General features: G+C 42.0%; 13 protein-coding genes and 1 pseudogene. 6 read left to right on the top strand and 8 right to left on the bottom strand.

Going from position 1 to position 17,691, the window contains the following annotated elements:
• Positions 1-469 (top strand): annotated as a pseudogene (locus tag AAGC65_RS10700) (sulfatase/phosphatase domain-containing protein); the annotation flags it as partial.
• A 1,116-nt stretch (positions 470-1,585) separates the two neighbouring features.
• Positions 1,586-4,144: a DUF5686 family protein gene (locus AAGC65_RS10695; RefSeq protein WP_343112438.1), complete on the top strand. Its 2,559-nt coding sequence runs from the start codon at positions 1,586-1,588 to the stop codon at positions 4,142-4,144.
• A gap of 90 nt (positions 4,145-4,234) precedes the next feature.
• Here AAGC65_RS10695 and AAGC65_RS10690 read toward each other — a convergent pair whose 3' ends face one another.
• The 3 genes from AAGC65_RS10690 to AAGC65_RS10680 form a co-directional block, all read right to left on the bottom strand.
• Positions 4,235-5,152 (bottom strand): helix-turn-helix transcriptional regulator, encoded by a 918-nt coding sequence (locus AAGC65_RS10690; protein ID WP_343112437.1) that lies wholly within the window; start codon positions 5,150-5,152, stop codon positions 4,235-4,237.
• A 20-nt stretch (positions 5,153-5,172) separates the two neighbouring features.
• Complete coding sequence (locus AAGC65_RS10685) at positions 5,173-6,066, bottom strand: SDR family oxidoreductase (RefSeq protein ID WP_343112436.1); 894 nt, start codon at positions 6,064-6,066, stop codon at positions 5,173-5,175.
• 102 nt (positions 6,067-6,168) lie between these two features.
• Positions 6,169-8,568, bottom strand: a complete 2,400-nt coding sequence (locus AAGC65_RS10680) for a PAS domain S-box protein (RefSeq protein ID WP_343112435.1) — start codon at positions 8,566-8,568, stop codon at positions 6,169-6,171.
• Between the two features lie 251 nt (positions 8,569-8,819).
• Between AAGC65_RS10680 and AAGC65_RS10675 the strand changes: the two genes are divergently transcribed.
• Together AAGC65_RS10675 and AAGC65_RS10670 are read left to right on the top strand one after the other, a co-directional pair.
• On the top strand, positions 8,820-8,996 hold the full coding sequence (locus AAGC65_RS10675) for a hypothetical protein (protein WP_343112434.1): 177 nt from the start codon (positions 8,820-8,822) through the stop codon (positions 8,994-8,996).
• A 518-nt stretch (positions 8,997-9,514) separates the two neighbouring features.
• Positions 9,515-9,802 (top strand): hypothetical protein, encoded by a 288-nt coding sequence (locus AAGC65_RS10670; protein WP_343112433.1) that lies wholly within the window; start codon positions 9,515-9,517, stop codon positions 9,800-9,802.
• On the opposite strand, the gene AAGC65_RS10665 is transcribed toward AAGC65_RS10670, so the two are convergent.
• On the bottom strand, positions 9,799-10,077 hold the full coding sequence (locus tag AAGC65_RS10665) for a DUF3140 domain-containing protein (protein WP_343112432.1): 279 nt from the start codon (positions 10,075-10,077) through the stop codon (positions 9,799-9,801). The genes AAGC65_RS10670 and AAGC65_RS10665 overlap by 4 nt on opposite strands.
• 252 nt (positions 10,078-10,329) lie before the next feature.
• Here AAGC65_RS10665 and AAGC65_RS10660 point away from each other — a divergent pair, with 252 nt between their 5' ends.
• Together AAGC65_RS10660 and AAGC65_RS10655 are read left to right on the top strand one after the other, a co-directional pair.
• A complete protein-coding gene (locus tag AAGC65_RS10660) occupies positions 10,330-11,283 on the top strand; it encodes a hypothetical protein (RefSeq protein ID WP_343112431.1) in 954 nt (317 codons plus the stop codon).
• Between the two features lie 174 nt (positions 11,284-11,457).
• Positions 11,458-11,727: a DUF932 domain-containing protein gene (locus tag AAGC65_RS10655; RefSeq protein ID WP_343112430.1), complete on the top strand. Its 270-nt coding sequence runs from the start codon at positions 11,458-11,460 to the stop codon at positions 11,725-11,727.
• A 691-nt stretch (positions 11,728-12,418) separates the two neighbouring features.
• On the opposite strand, the gene AAGC65_RS10650 is transcribed toward AAGC65_RS10655, so the two are convergent.
• From AAGC65_RS10650 to AAGC65_RS10635, 4 genes are all read right to left on the bottom strand, one after another.
• A complete protein-coding gene (locus tag AAGC65_RS10650) occupies positions 12,419-13,558 on the bottom strand; it encodes an alkene reductase (RefSeq protein ID WP_343112429.1) in 1,140 nt (379 codons plus the stop codon).
• 602 nt (positions 13,559-14,160) lie between these two features.
• Positions 14,161-14,532 (bottom strand): helix-turn-helix domain-containing protein, encoded by a 372-nt coding sequence (locus AAGC65_RS10645; RefSeq protein WP_343112428.1) that lies wholly within the window; start codon positions 14,530-14,532, stop codon positions 14,161-14,163.
• A 577-nt stretch (positions 14,533-15,109) separates the two neighbouring features.
• On the bottom strand, positions 15,110-16,714 hold the full coding sequence (locus tag AAGC65_RS10640) for a DUF5597 domain-containing protein (RefSeq protein WP_343112427.1): 1,605 nt from the start codon (positions 16,712-16,714) through the stop codon (positions 15,110-15,112).
• 206 nt (positions 16,715-16,920) lie between these two features.
• Entirely contained in the window at positions 16,921-17,685 is a 765-nt protein-coding gene (locus AAGC65_RS10635; RefSeq protein WP_343112426.1) for a hypothetical protein, read from the bottom strand.
• Positions 17,686-17,691: the final 6 nt, after the last annotated feature.

Here is a 17,691-nt window from a genome sequence, read left to right as displayed (position 1 = left end):
CACCATCCGCAGTCAATACGTACACCTGATTGATGTTTGGCCAACTATAGCCCAACTTATTCATGTAAAGATGCCAGGATATGTAAATGGCTACAAACAACAGCCGGTTGAGGGCGTTAGCTTTGCCGCTTCTTTAAATGATCCGGCAGCAAAAGACAGCCATACACTGCAATATTACGAAACCGGAGCTTCCCGTGCACTTTATTTCAACGGCTGGAAAGTGGAAGCATATCACCCACTGGGTAATTATTACCTGAATGATGTCTGGGAATTATACGATATGAAACATGATTTCAATGAACATTTCAACCTTGCCGCAAAATACCCCGGAAAAGTACGACAGATGCGAGCGCTTTTCGATTTGGAGGCCAAAAAGTATCATGTATATCCGCTTCACGATTCATGGTTTCCAGAAGCAGAATATTTGCGGATAAGCGACAGTCGGCTGCCGCAAGCCAATAATGAATAGCGAAGTAACACAGCCTTTCTTGCGCTTTTACTTATTAAAAACTAACACAACCAATGATCGTTATTTTTTCTGATCACTTCCAGTTATAAGAAAAATAACAACCTGTTGTTACTGCGTCAACAGCAACAACAGGCTATCTCGGCGTCACCTGTGGATAGCAATATAGCGATCAGCTTACCGGCCTCCTCGCCTACCCTGTGCAGCAATATATCGCTTTATAATCGAGATCTTAAATCCCCACAACACTCAGGACAACCGGGTTAACCAACTTACCCAAGCCATAATGGCACCGAACGATTGTAAAATCATATTGGCTACATTACTTTACATAACTTCGCCTTATAGCGTGCCTAATGAGCGTCTGATATTATAACCTGATAGTTAAAAACCAAAACCAGAAATAAAAACCAATAATCGATTCTATATAAGCTGATTTTAGGTTTACCGCATTACATTTTAATAATCAATATATCTTAGTCAAACTTTATATAAATCCACGCACGCCAGCAACATCGCCATTTTGACCACGGATCTGAAAATATCCTTCATTGCTTTTAAGCAAGATGATAACTCATGAATAACCCGATCAGCGCCCTGCGCTGTGTTCCACTGCCTGGTGCAGTACGAAAATCACGTTATTATAAAACAAGGCAGCACTCAGCCCTTCCGATAAATGATCCTGGCTCCACGAAAACGGCATTAAACACCGCTAAAATCCTTCAAACGCAATATTTGAGGTTTTTTATTGCATTTTAATATTATTTACTCACCACAGAAACGCCCATTTAGTGAAGTACATAATATTTAAAATTAAGAATTAAACTAACTGATGCGCAAGAATATCCAGCAATTATACATTCTGTAAGAATTATGCTGTGCTGGTAATTTTGTTTAAGTTAGGCACGAACGGGCGCTCGTCATAACTTAAACATCACGATGTTTTAACCTAAGTTATCTCCTTATTACGGATCCATTTGTTAAATTTGAATAGAATTTTAATTACACTCAAATTATTGAATGATTACATAAATACCTGTTTTATTTTTTGATAATAAATTATTTATTCATTTGGTATTTATTTTTTTTGATTTTACTTCAGCTTTGCGGAAAACACTGTTGTCACCGTTCATCTGCTTTTCATACTTCATATTGATCCATTTCCCTGTATCCGCGCAACAACAGGATAGTACCAGCGGCAAAGTAACCCAGGTAAGAGGGCGCATTACCGATGCCTCATCCGGTGCACCACTTCCTTTTATTCACGTTAGTTTTACCGGTAGCCAGTATAGTACTACGTCTGATAATAACGGTAATTATTCATTAAGTGCAACCGGACAATTTAACCAGGTTTCATTTTCGCTAATGGGATATATGCCCGAAATGAGAAATATAAACCCAGGCCGGTTGAATAACTTATCTGTTAAACTTCGAAGCGGTCAAACCCAGCTCAAAGAAGTTAAAATAACTTCGGCCAAAAGTAAACGATACCGTAACAAAGGAAATCCGGCGGTTGAGCTTATTCAGCAAGTTATTGATCATAAAGAACAAAACGAGATGCAAAGCTCCGATTACCTGCAGTATGGCCTGTATGAACGTATCGGACTATCCATTTTCAATCTGTCAGATAAATTTATTAACGGTCGCTTTTTCAAAAAGTACAAATTTATGCTGGATAGTACTTCAAAAATAAACGGGCAAACACAAACTTCCCTGCCTGCTTTTTTTAGTGAGAAACTATTTCAAAATTACTATCGTAAAAACCCGTCTAAAACTATTCAGATCCTAACTGCGCAAAAGCAAACCAATATTCTTAAGTTTATAGATACGGCAGGGCTTGATATCTATCTTAACCGCCTTTATGGTAACAGTATCGATATTTACACCAATAATATCTTTATTATTAACCGCCAGTTTCTAAGTCCCATTGCCGATCACGCACCTGATTTTTATAAATTTTTTATTACCGATACATTAAAAAACCAGACCGAAAAATTAATTGAGATCAGCTTTACCCCGCGTAACAAGGGCGATATTTTATTTGAAGGCAAGTTGTACGTTACGATGGATGGAAATTATGCCGTTAAATCATGTGAATTGAACGTAAATAAACAGATCAACATCAACTTTATGCGCAGCCTTAAAATTCAGCAGGACTTTAAGCGCGATTCAGGGCGTTACTTCCTGGCAAAAAGCAATGTTGTAGCAGACTTTGGGCTATTAAAAAATAAAGGAATGGCTATAGCCGGGGAGCGAACGGCCGTATTTTCAAATTATAAATTAAATGCACCACAACCCGATACATTTTACCAGGGAAAAGATCAGCAGGTGCTTGAAAACTCAAATCGCACCGATACTACCTATTGGGCACAACACCGACCCGATACTTTAACCCATCAGCAGGCTACCGTGTATGCAAATGTTACTCGCCTGGAAAATATGCCCTCCTTTAAGCGAACTACATGGATAGCTTCTGCACTTACAGGTGGCTACGCTAACATTGGCGCGGTACAACTTGGGCCGCTTGGGTCTACCTATGCCTATGATTCGCAGGAGGGCTCCCGTCTTCAGATCGGAGGAAGAACAACGTCTCAGTTTAATAAGACCGTTTACCTGGAAGATCATATTGCCTACGGCTTTAGAGATAAGCAGGTGAAATACAACCTGAATACCTATTTTACGCTGAATCAGATTTCTCCGTTTCGATATCCCCGCGATTACTTTAAAATAAGTTATCGTTATGACGCTGACCTACCAGGTCATAACCTGACCGTTATTCCGGAGCAGGCGGCGCTCACATCATTCAATACGGGTAAAACAGATTATTGGTTATATAACAAAACTTACACAACTGCATATGTAAGGGATTTTGAAAATCACTTTTCGTTTAACGTTACTTTCAGAAATTGGAATCAGCAGCCTGCGGGCACATTAGAGTTTCAGCTGAACAATACTGATCATACCATCATTCACGATTTAACCACCAGCGAGGTTGAAGTAGGTTTAAGATATGCACCGCATGAACAGATTATACAGGGCACGGAAACACGTCATACCATCCCCAACAGGTTCCCTATATTTAACCTGCAGATCAGTCACGCATTTAAAGGGGTATTTAATGGTTCGTACACTTATAACAATATCGACGCCAGTATTTATAAGCGTTTTTACCTTTCGCAACTGGGTTACGCAGATATTACCTTACTGGGAAATATCACAACCGGAAAGGTACCTTTCCCCCTGCTGAATATTTTAAAGGCCAATCAATCTATAGCTTACGATGCGGATGCATATAATAAAATGAACTATCTTGAGTTTGTGAGCGATCACTACGCGGGTATTAACTTTACGCAAAGTTTTAACGGCTTTATCCTGAACAAGATTCCGCTGATAGAACATTTAAAGTGGCGGGAGTTTCTTTCATTTAAGATATTATATGGAGGCCTGCGTAAGGAAAACAACCCACTGTTTTCAAAAGACCTCTTTTTGTTCCCGGTAGCTGCAAACGGCTCAAACGGCACTTTCTCATTAGGTAATACACCTTATGTTGAGGGAGGTATAGGAATAGGAAATATTTTTAAATTCTTAAGGATAGATATGATCAAAAGATTCAATTACCTTGATCATCCTGAGGTTTCACCCTATGCTATCAAGCTTGGCTTCCGTCCGCATCTATAGTAGTAAGTTGAACAGGCTAAAAAGTTTAAACTACTCATGCAAAATCAATGTTAAACTCCAGTTGAGTATGAAAAATAGTATCATTAACAATCAATTAAAAGATTGCCTGAACTCCAGTGGCGACAGATTTGTTTTGGACTTAAACAGCTTGCTAAAGGACGCCAGGTGCTCAAAGCCCAGTCCATAAGCGATCTCGCTGATCGATAAATGAGTGGTGGACAGCTTTTCTTTAGCCAGTTCAATGAGTTTATTGTGCAGATGTTGCTGGGTGCTTAGCCCGGTAAGGGTTTTAAGCAGCGTGCTCAGGTAGTTGGGCGAAACGTATAGTGTTTCCGCAACATAAGCAACTGAAGGTAAGCCATTTTTAGCGAGCGCACCACTGTTGAAATAAGCATTCAGTATATCCTCCAATCTGTTTAGCATTTCGTGACTTGATTGCTTGCGGGTAATAAACTGGCGTTGGTAATAGCGATCAGCGTAAGTTAATAGTAATTCGAGTTGGGCGATGATCACAGACTGACTAAACTTGTCGATATTGGCATAGTATTCCTGCGCAATGTTGGCGGCGATGCCGTTCAGTATGTTTTCCTCTTTGTCTGATAGGAATAGTGCTTCGTTAGCCGCGTAGCCAAAGAAGTCGTAATGCTTGATGGTTTTGGCCAATGGTGTGTTCCATAACAGATCGGGATGGAAAAAGATCATCCATCCCGATGGGTTATGTATCTGGCCTTCTTCAATATGAATGGTTAGCACTTGCCCCGGCGCCATGAAATGTAGTATACCCTCGTCAAAATCATGTTCCTGCTGTCCGTATTTCATTTTCAGATGAAAGTTCTTTTTCAGCGAAACGGAATAAAAGTCAAATAATCGGGTAAATGAGCCCACAACCAGTGGCTTTTTGAGTTCCTCCAAATTGATCACACTGATCAGCGGATGCTCCGGCGGAGGTAAACCGGCAGACCGGTGAAACTCACTGATAGTTTTAACGTGGATAAGCTGACTATTCATTGAATACAAGATAAGGTTAATTATTTAAAATAGATGCCGCTCGCCAGATCTTCACGCAAGGAAGGATGTTTAGGCCGCCAGTTCAGTTGACTTCGGGTAAGCTGGCTCGATGCCGGGCAGTCAATCCCTGCGAAATTAGCGAACCAGCCGAAATGCGCAGGTGCCTCTTCAGCTGTAATTGCCATTAGTGGTATATCAAGATGCTGTGCAATAGCTTCTGAGATAGATTTGACAGTAATGGATTCATCAGCTACCGCATGGTACCGTGCGCCGGCTACGCCATTTTCCAACGCCAGACGGTATAAATGGGCGGCATCTAAACGGTGTACGGCATTCCAGCGATTTTCACCGTTGCCAATGTAGGCAGATTTACCCTTTTCACGGGCTGTGGCTATAAATATCGGAACAAATCCATGCTGATCCCCTTCTCCATGCACAGATGGAGATAAACGAATGGCCATTGCGCGAACACCTTTATTAACAAAGATGAGCCCTGCATCTTCTGACACGCGAGGGAACTTTGTTAAGTCATGCTGACTTTCCATATTTTCTGTGGCCAATATTCCCGGTTTAATCAGTGCGGTACCTGAAGTTACCAGAAACGGTTTATTGGTTCCGACCAGCGTATTGCCTATAGTTTCAATGGCGATCTTATCGATCTGGCAAACTTCAGCGAATCTCGAAAAGTCGTGTAAAAAACCGGCATGGATCACGCCATCTGAGGCCAATGCTCCATTGCGTAAACTTTCCAGATCTTCCAGATCACCACGCTGTACTTCTGCTCCGGCTTCAATTAATTTTTTGGCCGATTCTTCTGAGCGTGCTAACCCTAAGACCTGGTGCCCTGCCCCGATTAATTCTTTAACAACTGCGGACCCGACAAACCCCGTGGCCCCTGTGATGAATACTTTCATAAGCTTTTGTTTTTTGATAACACAAATGTCGCTCATGCAAACGCACAGGATTTAGCCGTATCTATGATTGTTTTAGCCAAAATTATTCATCTTTACCTGACGCTATTCATCCAGCGGAAGCGTGAACCAAAAAGTACTCCCGATACCGCGTCTCGTATCAACGCCGATTTCCCCTTCATGACGTTTAACGATCTCCGCACAGATATACAATCCAAGGCCTAAACCACTATATACCTTACTTTCTGTTTCGGCGCGGTAGTAACGGTGAAACAGGAATGGAATTTTTTCTTCACTGATACCGGGGCCCGTATCTCGGACAGAAATTTTAGCGAAGCCCGGTATGCGTTCCACACTAAGATAAATTTTTTTGGAACCAGGGGCGTATTTAACAGCATTATTAACCAGGTTTACAGCAACCTGATCAATCCTGTTTTCGTCGGCGTAAACATATAGCTGGTCGTCACCTTCGAAGATCAGATCATGGTTACCCGCTGCGCGTACATGGTTGCAACATGCATTCAACATATCAGCTATCAGAAATCTTGTTTTATGCAACGCAAGCTGTCCCACATCTAATCTATTGATCTGTAGCAGGTCATCGATCAAGTTTCCGATCTTCTCCATACTTCGATTAGCCTGTTCCAACAATTTAATATGTACCGGAGATGTAAAATCTCTTTTCATGCGATCCAGTAGCTGAAGGGTACTTTTCAAACTGGTCAACGGCGTCTTCAGTTCGTGACTGGCAATACTCAAAAAATCATCTTTGCGCTGCTCCTGTAGTTTGCTTTCGGTAATATCGGCGATTACGCCAAAGAAGCTGCCTGCCTCATGCTCATCGCTTTGATAGAGCCGACCGCGGGCTCGCACCCAGCGCAGCTTTTTATCCCGAAAGCCCTCCAATGAGTACTCGATATCATACACTGCGCCCGTTTTAAGGGTATTTTCCACAGCTTGGCGTACCAGCTCCCGATGGGGCTCGGTAATCCGGTCATAGCCGGCCGACAAAGGCATATCCTCCTCCGGCCCATAGCCAAATAATTCTTTCAATCTTACTGATGGAAAAAAATCACCGGTAGCCGGGTCCATATACCAGGTGGCCAATTCAGCCGAATCAATAGCGAGCCTAAGCTGCTCTTCGGCCCATTCAATAGCTTGTCTGGCCAATACCTGGCCGGTCACCTCCACCGCAACATCCATTACCCCGATAATATGTTCACCATCCCGCAACGGGCGGTAACTGAAGTTAAAGTAGCGTGTTTCCGTCTGTCCGTCGCGTTGCATTCGTACTGCAACCTCGGTCCCATCTGAGGAAATTCCTTTGTGGTAGATATCGAAAAGCAGTTCTACGGCCGGTTCTCCCCGGAGTTCAGGCATGGCTTCTAATAAGGGCCGCCCAACGATATTGCTGTCCTTTCCCAATATTTCCAGAATGCCCTGATTGGCCAGGTCTATGACGAGTTCGGGGCCGCGAAAAACAAGGATAGCCACCGGTGCCTGCTCCACCATGCGTCTGAAATTCATTTCAGACTCCGAAAGCCGAAAATTAGTTTTACCAAGTTCTTTGATCATGGTTTGTAATTCACCTTGTGCCTCAGCCAGTTCTTCATTAGTAGCGAAAAGCTCCTCATTGGATGCCGCCATTTCTTCATTGATCGTCTGTAATTCCTCAGCACTGCTGGCCAACTGATCTTCAGCTACTTTGCGCTCGGTTACATCACGTGTTGTACCGGCGATGGCCTCTACCTCACCATTTTCATTCAACACTGGTGTCAAGATATAATCGTAAACCCTTCTTCCAAGCGTTGCATGCGGGAACGATACTTCACCGCGAATAGGTTGTTTGGTTACTTTGATACGATCAATTTCCCGTTCATGCATCTCCGCATGCCAGGGTTCGTAACCATTTTCCAATAGGCTTTTACCAATCGCGTTATCCCAGCTCTTTCCCCACATTGCCAATAAAGCATTATTGGCGTAGGTAAAACGGTAATTAAGATCAAACACATACATCAGGTCAGGGGTTGTCGCCGTGATCGTTTCATAGATCCTCCGTTGTTGTTCAGAGCGGTCACGGATTTCCTGAAGCGCTTGTTCTGCCAATTTACGCTCCGTGATATCACTGGCGGCACCGAACCATTCTATAATCTCCCCTTCCCTGTTCAGGATGGGAACCGCGCGCGAAAATGTCCAGCCCACTGTTCCGTCTGCACGCCAAACCCGGTGTTCCAGTTGAAATATTTTTTTATTTCTGATAGCTTCTTTGATCGCCTCGTTGACCATGTCCATATCTTCGGGATATATATTCCTGGATTGCCAGTCGGTAACCGGCTTATCCGTATCCCTTAAAAAACCCCTACCGTCCAACTGCCGCATTACCTGCCAGTCAGCGCTTAAGCTATATATGACGTCAGCGGTCGCGGTCACCAGTGCCCTTAGGCGCTCTTCGCTTGCTGCAATGGATTGTTCATCTATAGAATTGATTTGAGAAGATTTGGTCATACGCTTTGTTGATAGTTAGCGAGCATAAGAACACGGAAAATTGGAATTTGTTTAAATTCGAAAAGATATTGCAAATACCGATTGATACCTCAACCTCAACTATTTACACAGGACACTTTCTCGGCTAAAATCAACGGCAAACACATAATGGTCGTTCGCGTGCAGCTGATATTTAGACTTGATTAATAATTTACTATGATACAACCATTTACAATATCCTTTGTTTATTCAATAACTACACACATCCTGTTATGAATAAATTCTTTAGGGCTATTATTGCTGCCTGGGGCGCAAAAAAACTGGGAGGTGGTTGTTTATCCACCATCGTTATTTTTATTATCATTTACGTCGCGCTGGGTAAGTGCAGTAATTCGCATGCCAAACCGATCAACAGCATTCCGGTGGCGGTTTGCGGAAAAGCGCGTTAATGCATTGAGAATATTTTTACTTGTTTCCTATCCAGACAAACATTCTTGAACACGTGTTCATTCTTAGATATTGACAGTGGTATAATGACCGGCAGCTACCGAATTAGAAATTACCCTGCGAATAAACGTTAAATTTGATAACAATAAACAATACTGAATTTTAACCTGCTATATAGTTTCGCTCTATCACTTTAATATGTTGCAAAATCGGGTAGACCCATTTGGTACGCTTATCAAAACACCAGCGCGTGGCGCGTGGATCGGCAATAGAGGCGTATTACATAATGAACAGAAACAAATCATCCGGCCCTATAAAATAAAGCCTTGGATAACATGTGCTTTAGAGTTCAGAGGTAGACATCGGGCAATCATGCAACCTAATCGCTGGACCGAATTGTTTTCTGGATGAGGCTACAGCCTATTCAGCCGGGCATCGCCCCTGTTTTCAGTGCAGGTATTTGGATCATCTCCGGTTTAAAGAATTTTGGCTGAAGGGCAATCCCGAATATGGATTTAACATGAAAACACCCGTGGCTCAAATAGATGAAATTTTGCATGCCGAACGAATAACAGACGATAATTCTAAAATAACTTTTGAAGACAATTTGACCACTTTGCCAGATGGTACGTTCATTATTTTAAATGCCGTCCCGTATCTATTAAAGTCAGAAAAATTATATCGCTGGAACCCTGCGGCATACGATCCTGGAATGTTATTTCCGGAGATCAACAAGGTACAGGTACTCACACCAAAATCATTGGTCCGTATGTATCATGCAGGTTACATCCCACAAATGGCGCTTTAGCTTTTGGCATAATCATGTCCCCAATTCTTTAAAGAATAATCCCAGTTGGAATCTTTCGGATGTTCGGGCTTTTGCGCCATATGACGCTTGACATAGCCATGTACTTTTTGCATATGTTTGTAGTCTGCATCGATCAGTTCGTTTTTCTTTTTTTTCAGGATATTTATAATATGCTCTCCCGATTTGTGACCAATCGATTCCCCATCCCCGCTGTCCCATGCAACCGATTTCGATTCTTTAGTTTTTAACCATTTTTGTAAAGCTGATGCGGTCATGTGACCACCTGCTTAAATTTGCTATAAAGTTCTTCCTGTTTTTCCTTCTCCATATCAATAAAAATAACGTGAATTGTTCAAACAAAATTTTGCGGGGCTCCTGGTTTCCAACACGCCTTCAACAGTATTTTACACAATCAGGAACAAATTTAATTCCAGCGAACGATGATCAGTATTTAGAGATAACTTTATATAAGCGATTCCCCTACGCCCAATCATCGACACATCTATTTCACATCAACCCATTTTAACATGAAAAAAAACTGTTTATTTATGCTTGCAGTGATGCTGATCGCGGCGGCGTGTAAACGAAGCGAGGAAATCACGCCCTCTGCTCCGGAAATTTCATCAACAGGTAACGCAACTGCGGTACAAAACGCTTCGCTGGTTCCCGTGATTGTAGCCGGGTCGAAAGACCATGCGGGATACGTTAATGCGGCGGGAGGAAGTGCAAGATTTAATCAACCTTATGGAATTTTTGTTAATACAGACGGCACTTTATTGGTGGCGGATCAACGAAACGGAGCTGTCCGAAAAATATTAAACGGTGTTGTATCCACTGTCATAAAAAACACCCAATTGGTGGGCATATCCAGCTTAGCCGCAGTTAAGGACGGAACATTAGCGTTAAACGACCAGGGTACAACAGTATTAGTTAAGGGAGGTATGTTAAATTATATTAGCTTTCCCTTTTGTGAACATTGCAATACCGGAGGGCTCAGTAAAAGCGCCGGAGGAGATTTTTTTTGGTATGTTAATAATGTTTATGACGGCATATCGGGCGTTAGTTTAGAAGCGATAAAGCCAAATGGTGATCCGATAAACGGCATAGGCGGTGTAGTTGCAGAGTCAGATTCTGCGCTCGTATTCGGAACTTCGATGAGTACGACGCTTAATGATAATAAGTTCATTACAACTGATAAGGGCATCTATGAGATCACTCATTCAGGTGCACTGCTTAATATATTGACACCCTCAACCTTCGACGGCCTTACTGATATCGCGGCAAATAAAGATGGAACAAAGTTATATCTGGCGGATAAAGGGGACATCAAATTAGTCACCCGATGCACGAGCTGTCCTACGGTGCTTACGGTTTTGGCCACTCACGTAGACGCCACCGCTCTTGCTTTATCTAATAGCGAGAAAGTCCTTTTCTTTACCAGTGCAAAACATCATACTATTAGTAAAATCAATCTGCCTTAGCACCTATTTGATAAAGGGGAAACTTATAAATGGGAGACCTAATGAGATCGGAATGACTGGATATCAGCCTGTCGTCAAAGATGCAGCTGCAAATGGTGATAGCAGAACCAAAAAGATCAGAAAAAAGTCGTATAACCTGTTAAGTCTGTTTAATTTAGCGGATGGCAAATAGATTTGCTATCTACACACTACACGAACATTGTAGATAATGTTTATGAATACGCTTTAGGAAGTCAGACCCAGCAAATGGAAACCACAGCCGGAACGGTATTTGGCGCATATAACAGCGTGACGGGTTATTTCCAAAATGTGCGCAGTTTCAAAAGTGATGAAGCTAAGTTTAAATCTATCATAGACGGCACAGCCAGGCAAAGGGCGCAAACCGCTTTTAATCTTTGCCGTAATTTTGCAACGCAGGGAAACGAGGCTTTAATTTATAATTAGTTGCTGTTAAGGGGGAGCAATCCGCCTATTTTCAAAAATGCCCTGGGGCGGGCGATAGCCCGCCTCAGGAACGCCCCCTGTTTCCTTATGCTTTGATGATCTTTAGTGAAAACAGGTGGCGCTGCTAAGACCCCGATAATCTCCGATACACCACAACCGTATCATCAAAGCATGAGCACGCCCTATGTGGGTAATTCCGTCAATCTTAATCTCCTGACCCAGCCAGTCATAAAATTTCTTTCCGCCTTTATGCTGTTGGGCGTATTACTTTTAGGATTGTCGTTGTACACTTTGTTAGTCCAATGCTTTTTGCAGTTGAATTCGTATATTTGAACAGTCAATAAAGTGGGCACCTAACTAAGCACCTGAAGATTGACTTTATTTATAAGTTATTGATAATAAGCTATTTAAAAAGATAGATTCGAGCCCAGGTGGGCGCACTGAGGCCCCCCATTTTGATAATCAAAATGGGGGTTTTTAGTCTATTTGAGCATTTCTTACCGAACACGGAACTGACATCGTAAATCTGATTAAGATTGAAAACTTCAAAGCAAAAAGACTTGGGAAGACATTCTATTTTAAAACTGCCTTGCCAAGTCTTTTATTTATTCTAAGGTGAGTCTTTGGTAGTATAAAGCTAAAAACAAAAACTTAGCATAACACACCACCACCCTTTATATCTTTTGAATCCTCAACCTGCGTTGTAAAAAGGAAAATCCGTATAACCAACCTCACCATTCCTTGTATAAAACGCAGAGCGGTCTGCTACAGCGATTGGCCACTTATGGCGGAATCTTTCAACCAGATCGGGATTAGCAATGAAAGGCCTGCCGAAGGCGATCAGATCAACCAAACCAGTGTCCAAGGCATCCTGAGCCTTTTCCTGGTTAAAGCCACCGCACCAGATGATCGCACCCTTGAAAATATCACGTGTTCTTTTAAGTAACTTAACCGGCAAAGTCTCATTCTCGAAAACAGCCTGTTCTATATTCCCTTTTGGAAGCAATTCATATACCAAGTGTATATACCCGATACCCCTGTTTTGAAGTTCGTGGATTAATGCAAAATAGGTCTCCTCCATTAAATCGCTATCAGGGATGCCATTGTAGGTGCCGAATGGTGAAAGCCTGACGCCGACATTACCAGCTCCCAATACTTCGATGGCGGCATCTACAACTTCAAGTGTAAAACGCAGCCTACCCCCCACCGTCTGTCCGCCATAATGATCCGTGCGGGTATTGAGTGTTGCGTTCATGAATTGTTCGAAAATGTAGCCGTTGGCAGCATGAAGTTCAACACCGTCAAATCCAACTTCCTTCATATTTTTAAAGGCATTTCTGAAATCATTTACCAAGCCAGGTATCTCATCCGTACGGAGTTCGCGCGGGACGCTGGCAGGGACAAACGTTAATTTTCCATGCTCATCATGCGCAAATACATCCCATCCTACCGCTTGCTCATTGGTAACACCCCAGGGTGCCTCTCCACCGGGCATCATGGATACATGGGACATCCGTCCGACATGCCAGATCTGTGCGAAGATCTTTCCGCCATTGTCATGAACTTGATCGGTTACATGCCTCCATCCTTCAATCTGGCCTGTTGTATAAATACCCGGCGTCCAAAGATAGCCTTTACCATGCGGCGCGATATTAACAGCTTCCGTGATGATTAGACCGGCACTGGCCCGCTGTCCATAATATTTTGCCGTTAATGCATTGGGCTCATCACCGGCTGAAGACCGTGTCCTGGTCATCGGCGACATAATTACCCGGTTATTTAATTGCTGCGATCCCAGGATAAAAGAATCAAATAAAGAATTTTTTTTCATGTTGTTTTTTGCGTTATACGCTGTTGTTTAGTGCAAAAAAATACATTACTAACCTTAGCATCAATAACTTACCTGAATTTCAGTCACTGAAATTCAGGTAAGTTATGTTGAGAATCAAAGTATTAAAAAAATGGAATTTTAATACAAGGTTGTATTTATGACAGTACTTTAACATTAATCATTGATTTAAATCCCGCAAGCTTTTGTTTATGCTTTGGAGGTAAGAAAAGGAAAAGCATAATACCGACAACCAAATAAAGAAATAAAGAGTACAGGCATGGTTTTGAACAGAAAATGAGAAGTCGTGAGGTAATAGCTCTCAAGAATTGCGTCACAAAAACAAAAAACTTGATGCTCAGTTAAAACATCAAGTTAGCCTATAATTTTAAGATCTAACTCTTATTACTTATCTATTTGCTGCGCGATTGTAATTGTTGAGACTGTTGCAAGTGCTTTAACTTACTAAAATAGATAAATAGCAATAAGGCCTTTTGTTCCCGATATCAGATAGCGTAAATGAACATGAAAAAAACAGGTGCAGTATTTTCATCCCTAAATGTGGAAAGTCGGTATAGACTGTGACAAAGCATGTTGCAGATAGTTTATTCGCTGCTTTCAGGCATGATTCTGTCATTGATATATGCTTTCCCCCAGTTATTTAATGCTTCAAACACAACTTGCAACGATTCGCCTAACTCGGTCAAACGATATTCAACCCTGGGTGGCACCTCCGGATATACTATTCGAACTATAATTCCATCACGCTCCATTTCTTTCAATTGCGCAGAAAGTGTTTTTTCAGAGATATCGTTCAACTGATTATTGATCAGGCAATACCGTGCCGGCTGTTCCTTACGTATCAAGGCGTACATCCGCAGTTTCCATTTACCGCTAATAGTTGCTAAGGCAAGTTCCACTGCACATGCCCCAGGATTTGTAGCGCATTCTGATTTCGATGTTACGTTGTATGCCAATTTCTTCCCGCTTTATGATGCCTATAATTTCCAATAATACACCGTCAGATGCAATTGTAACAATTACAAAGTTAAAAAAAATATAAATGCATTTTATTGCATCAACGTGTGTTAAATTTGCCATAAGTCTGATAAAGACATTCTTTTTCAGTTTTTCAAATCATCAACTACACCAATACGAGCCCGAAAATCAACAAGCTCAAGGGGTGCCAATTCAACATATTTTCCGGGTATGGCTAATCTTACATTGATAATGAATAAACCAGCTTTAAATCAGTTAAAAATGGTTCGAGAAACGCCCATTTATGCACTAAAAACGAATGAAAGACTTCGTATAAGTCTATAAATCATTGATTTAGAGTTTTTTTTTACTTTTATAGTAATTCTTAAAAATACACCACTTATGGCCCCTATTTCTTAACCTGAAGTATACTTTTATTTCGTGGCGTATTTAAGCGTTAATAATTTATTTACAGTTATTTAATTGCTAAAAACAGACTAAAAAGCACTAAAAAAGACTGAAAATATCTTTATTGGTGCCCTCTTACTTTTCATATGTATCTATAGTTTTTAACGATTATCTGGTTATCAATTCAGCTTGCAGAACAATGGGACCAGCGCCAAAACGCGGGCCGCCAAAATCTGTCTCATCGCCGTTAAGGATACGCAGCGGTTTGAATATACCGTTCTCGTAATTTCCTTCTTCTACCTTTAGGTATTGCCAGGCGCTTCCTGTATGCTGCCTGGCTGGTTGAAAAGTGATATGACAAAGGCTGCCAATCAATATGAACTTGTTGGTGTCTAATTGTACAATCATGATTTTCCCATTCGGCTCTCTATTCACTTGATCTGCATTCGCTCTTGTTGAGCCGAAAGAAACAACGGCTTTCCAGGTACCAACATCGATAGTTTGCTCAGCATGATCCTCCCGTTCAATTGCCGTTTTAATTTTCCCCTCAAACGCCCATTCGGATAGTACACGAATCATTGGCGCAATAACAACGTAATCACGCGAAAAAGGTGCAAGCCTTTCGCTGGTTTCAGCAGGCTGTCCCTCTGGTACGTTAGCATCAATTCCAAATGGTGAGAAGCCAATACCGCCACGTCCTATCACCTCATAAAGATATTTTGCATTTGCAAAAGAGAGCGCCGCTTCGGGTACAAACAGTGCATTATTGGGGCGATCATAAAGTTCAATTACTTTCAATATCTTCTTACTGCCCTGCAGATAAATATCCGGTGCCAGCAAGTCAATAACCGGTGCTGCAGCCTTCCATATCGGAATCACATTGTCTGTAGGCCCACCGCTTTCATAGGTATCGGCAGTAGGGTTGCTAAATGGTTCACGCAGTGCGCAATTTACATACATTGGTAATGGATACTCTGCTTTTCCGGCAGCGGCAACTTTGCCAATAAAACTGGCTACATACCAGGCCTGAAAATATTCGTCAGCGCGATCGCCAAATACTTGTTGCCAGGTACCGGAAGCCACTACAGGCACATTTAATGAGTTAAGTACTTCAGGCTGCAATAGCTGTGGAGGGACAGCAGCTTGGAATAGTTTTTGGGCCGCGGGCGAATAGTCGCGTACACTGCCCCATGCTCCCGCTTCATTTTCTACCTGCACCATAATTACCGTATGCTGCGGATCAGCTTGTTTTAAATGATGCATTACTTGCGTAAAGGCTTTTATATCTGCTTCAAGCGTAGTTTTCGCGATAGGCGATGGCGAATCAATCGCCTGTCCCTTGCTTCCTGTAATATTTGGATACTTTGCGGCTTCCCGTTTCATCCATTCCGGCATGTAATGATTACTGCCATTTTTCCAGGTGCCGAACCATAATATGACCAAACGCACCTGGTGTGCTCTTGCCTGGGCAAGTAGCGTATCCACCAATGAAAAGTTAAATTTCCCGGGCTTTGCCTCTACCTGTTCCCAATAAATCGGTATTTCTACAGTATTAAGATGCATTGTCTTTACAGCCGAAAAAAGTTCGGGCATCATTCCCGGCCAACCGCTGGAGTTGTGGGCCTGCCCACCCAGAATGAAAAATGGCTTCCCATCAACCAACAAAGCATGACGGCCATCCTTTTCTACAATCCGGGGTATTTGCGCGAGGACATGCAGACTCAACAGAGATAAAATCAGCCCAATAGTTAATGTTTTGTTTAACATTTTCATTATTTCAACGGTAATTATTTATAAAAGCAAATTAGTTAAAACTCATTATCCAGACTGTACGGTTACGATCACAAGTTGGTACATGGTTAAAATGGTTGGACCTCATGTTAATGTTTTCAAAAGCTGGGGAAACTGATTTAGAATATGGCTTGAAAACAAAAGTTGAGCCGGCAAAGTGTATTATTTGCCGACTCACGATAACAAAGTTAATATTTGTATCCCTTTCTTTTGAATAGCCACTGATTGCTGAAACCGTTTCCTATTTGCACAATGGTTAACTCATTATCGGTTAACTTGGCAATATTGTATAATGTGCTATTTCCGCTGCCTTCGCTAATATCAGCCCCTGTGATTTTTAGTGTTTTATTCAACGTATCCAAAGTAAAAATACCTTTTGTCTGGCCTTTGCCTGTAACTTTTGAATAATTGGCATTTCCATTGGTGTTAAACGTCATCTCATCATTCAGGTCATCCCCTAAACCAGATGCCGGTACCTGCCACCATTGAGGAACAACAGCGTCCTGAGGGCCATTGCCATGAACCCAACCGGTAGGATTATCCGCGGCCCATACCCAGGTTTTGCCAGCGGTTCCATTAGTGAGTAAATTCCACATCTTGCTTTTAAAATAGTTAGCATCGTTTTTTGAAATTTTCACTTTTACCGAATCGGATACCGGGCCGCCCTGGGAGTAAGCTGTGAATTTGATAAAAAATTCTCCGGCGAACGGTAAAACAGTAGTATCCTGTTGTTTATTAGAGATCCCGTTGCCAAACTCCCAGAATGGAATAATCCCCGGTGTGTTATTTTTAACCATGATGATGTTATCGTATCCTGCTTGCTGGGTAACTGAAAACTTCAGCTCGTTTTTTGCGATAGGCATTCCAAGACTTTTTCTGTTTTCTTTCGGACTGCAGGCGGTCATCAAATAGGTGGCCCCTATAAATAACCCGATATTCTTTAAAATCTTCATTTTTTT

It is taken from the genome of Mucilaginibacter sp., assembly GCF_039207105.1.
Lineage (GTDB): Bacteria > Bacteroidota > Bacteroidia > Sphingobacteriales > Sphingobacteriaceae > Mucilaginibacter.
Note: the sequence above shows the minus strand (reverse complement) of the source record. Positions and strands in the feature narration are given on the sequence as shown.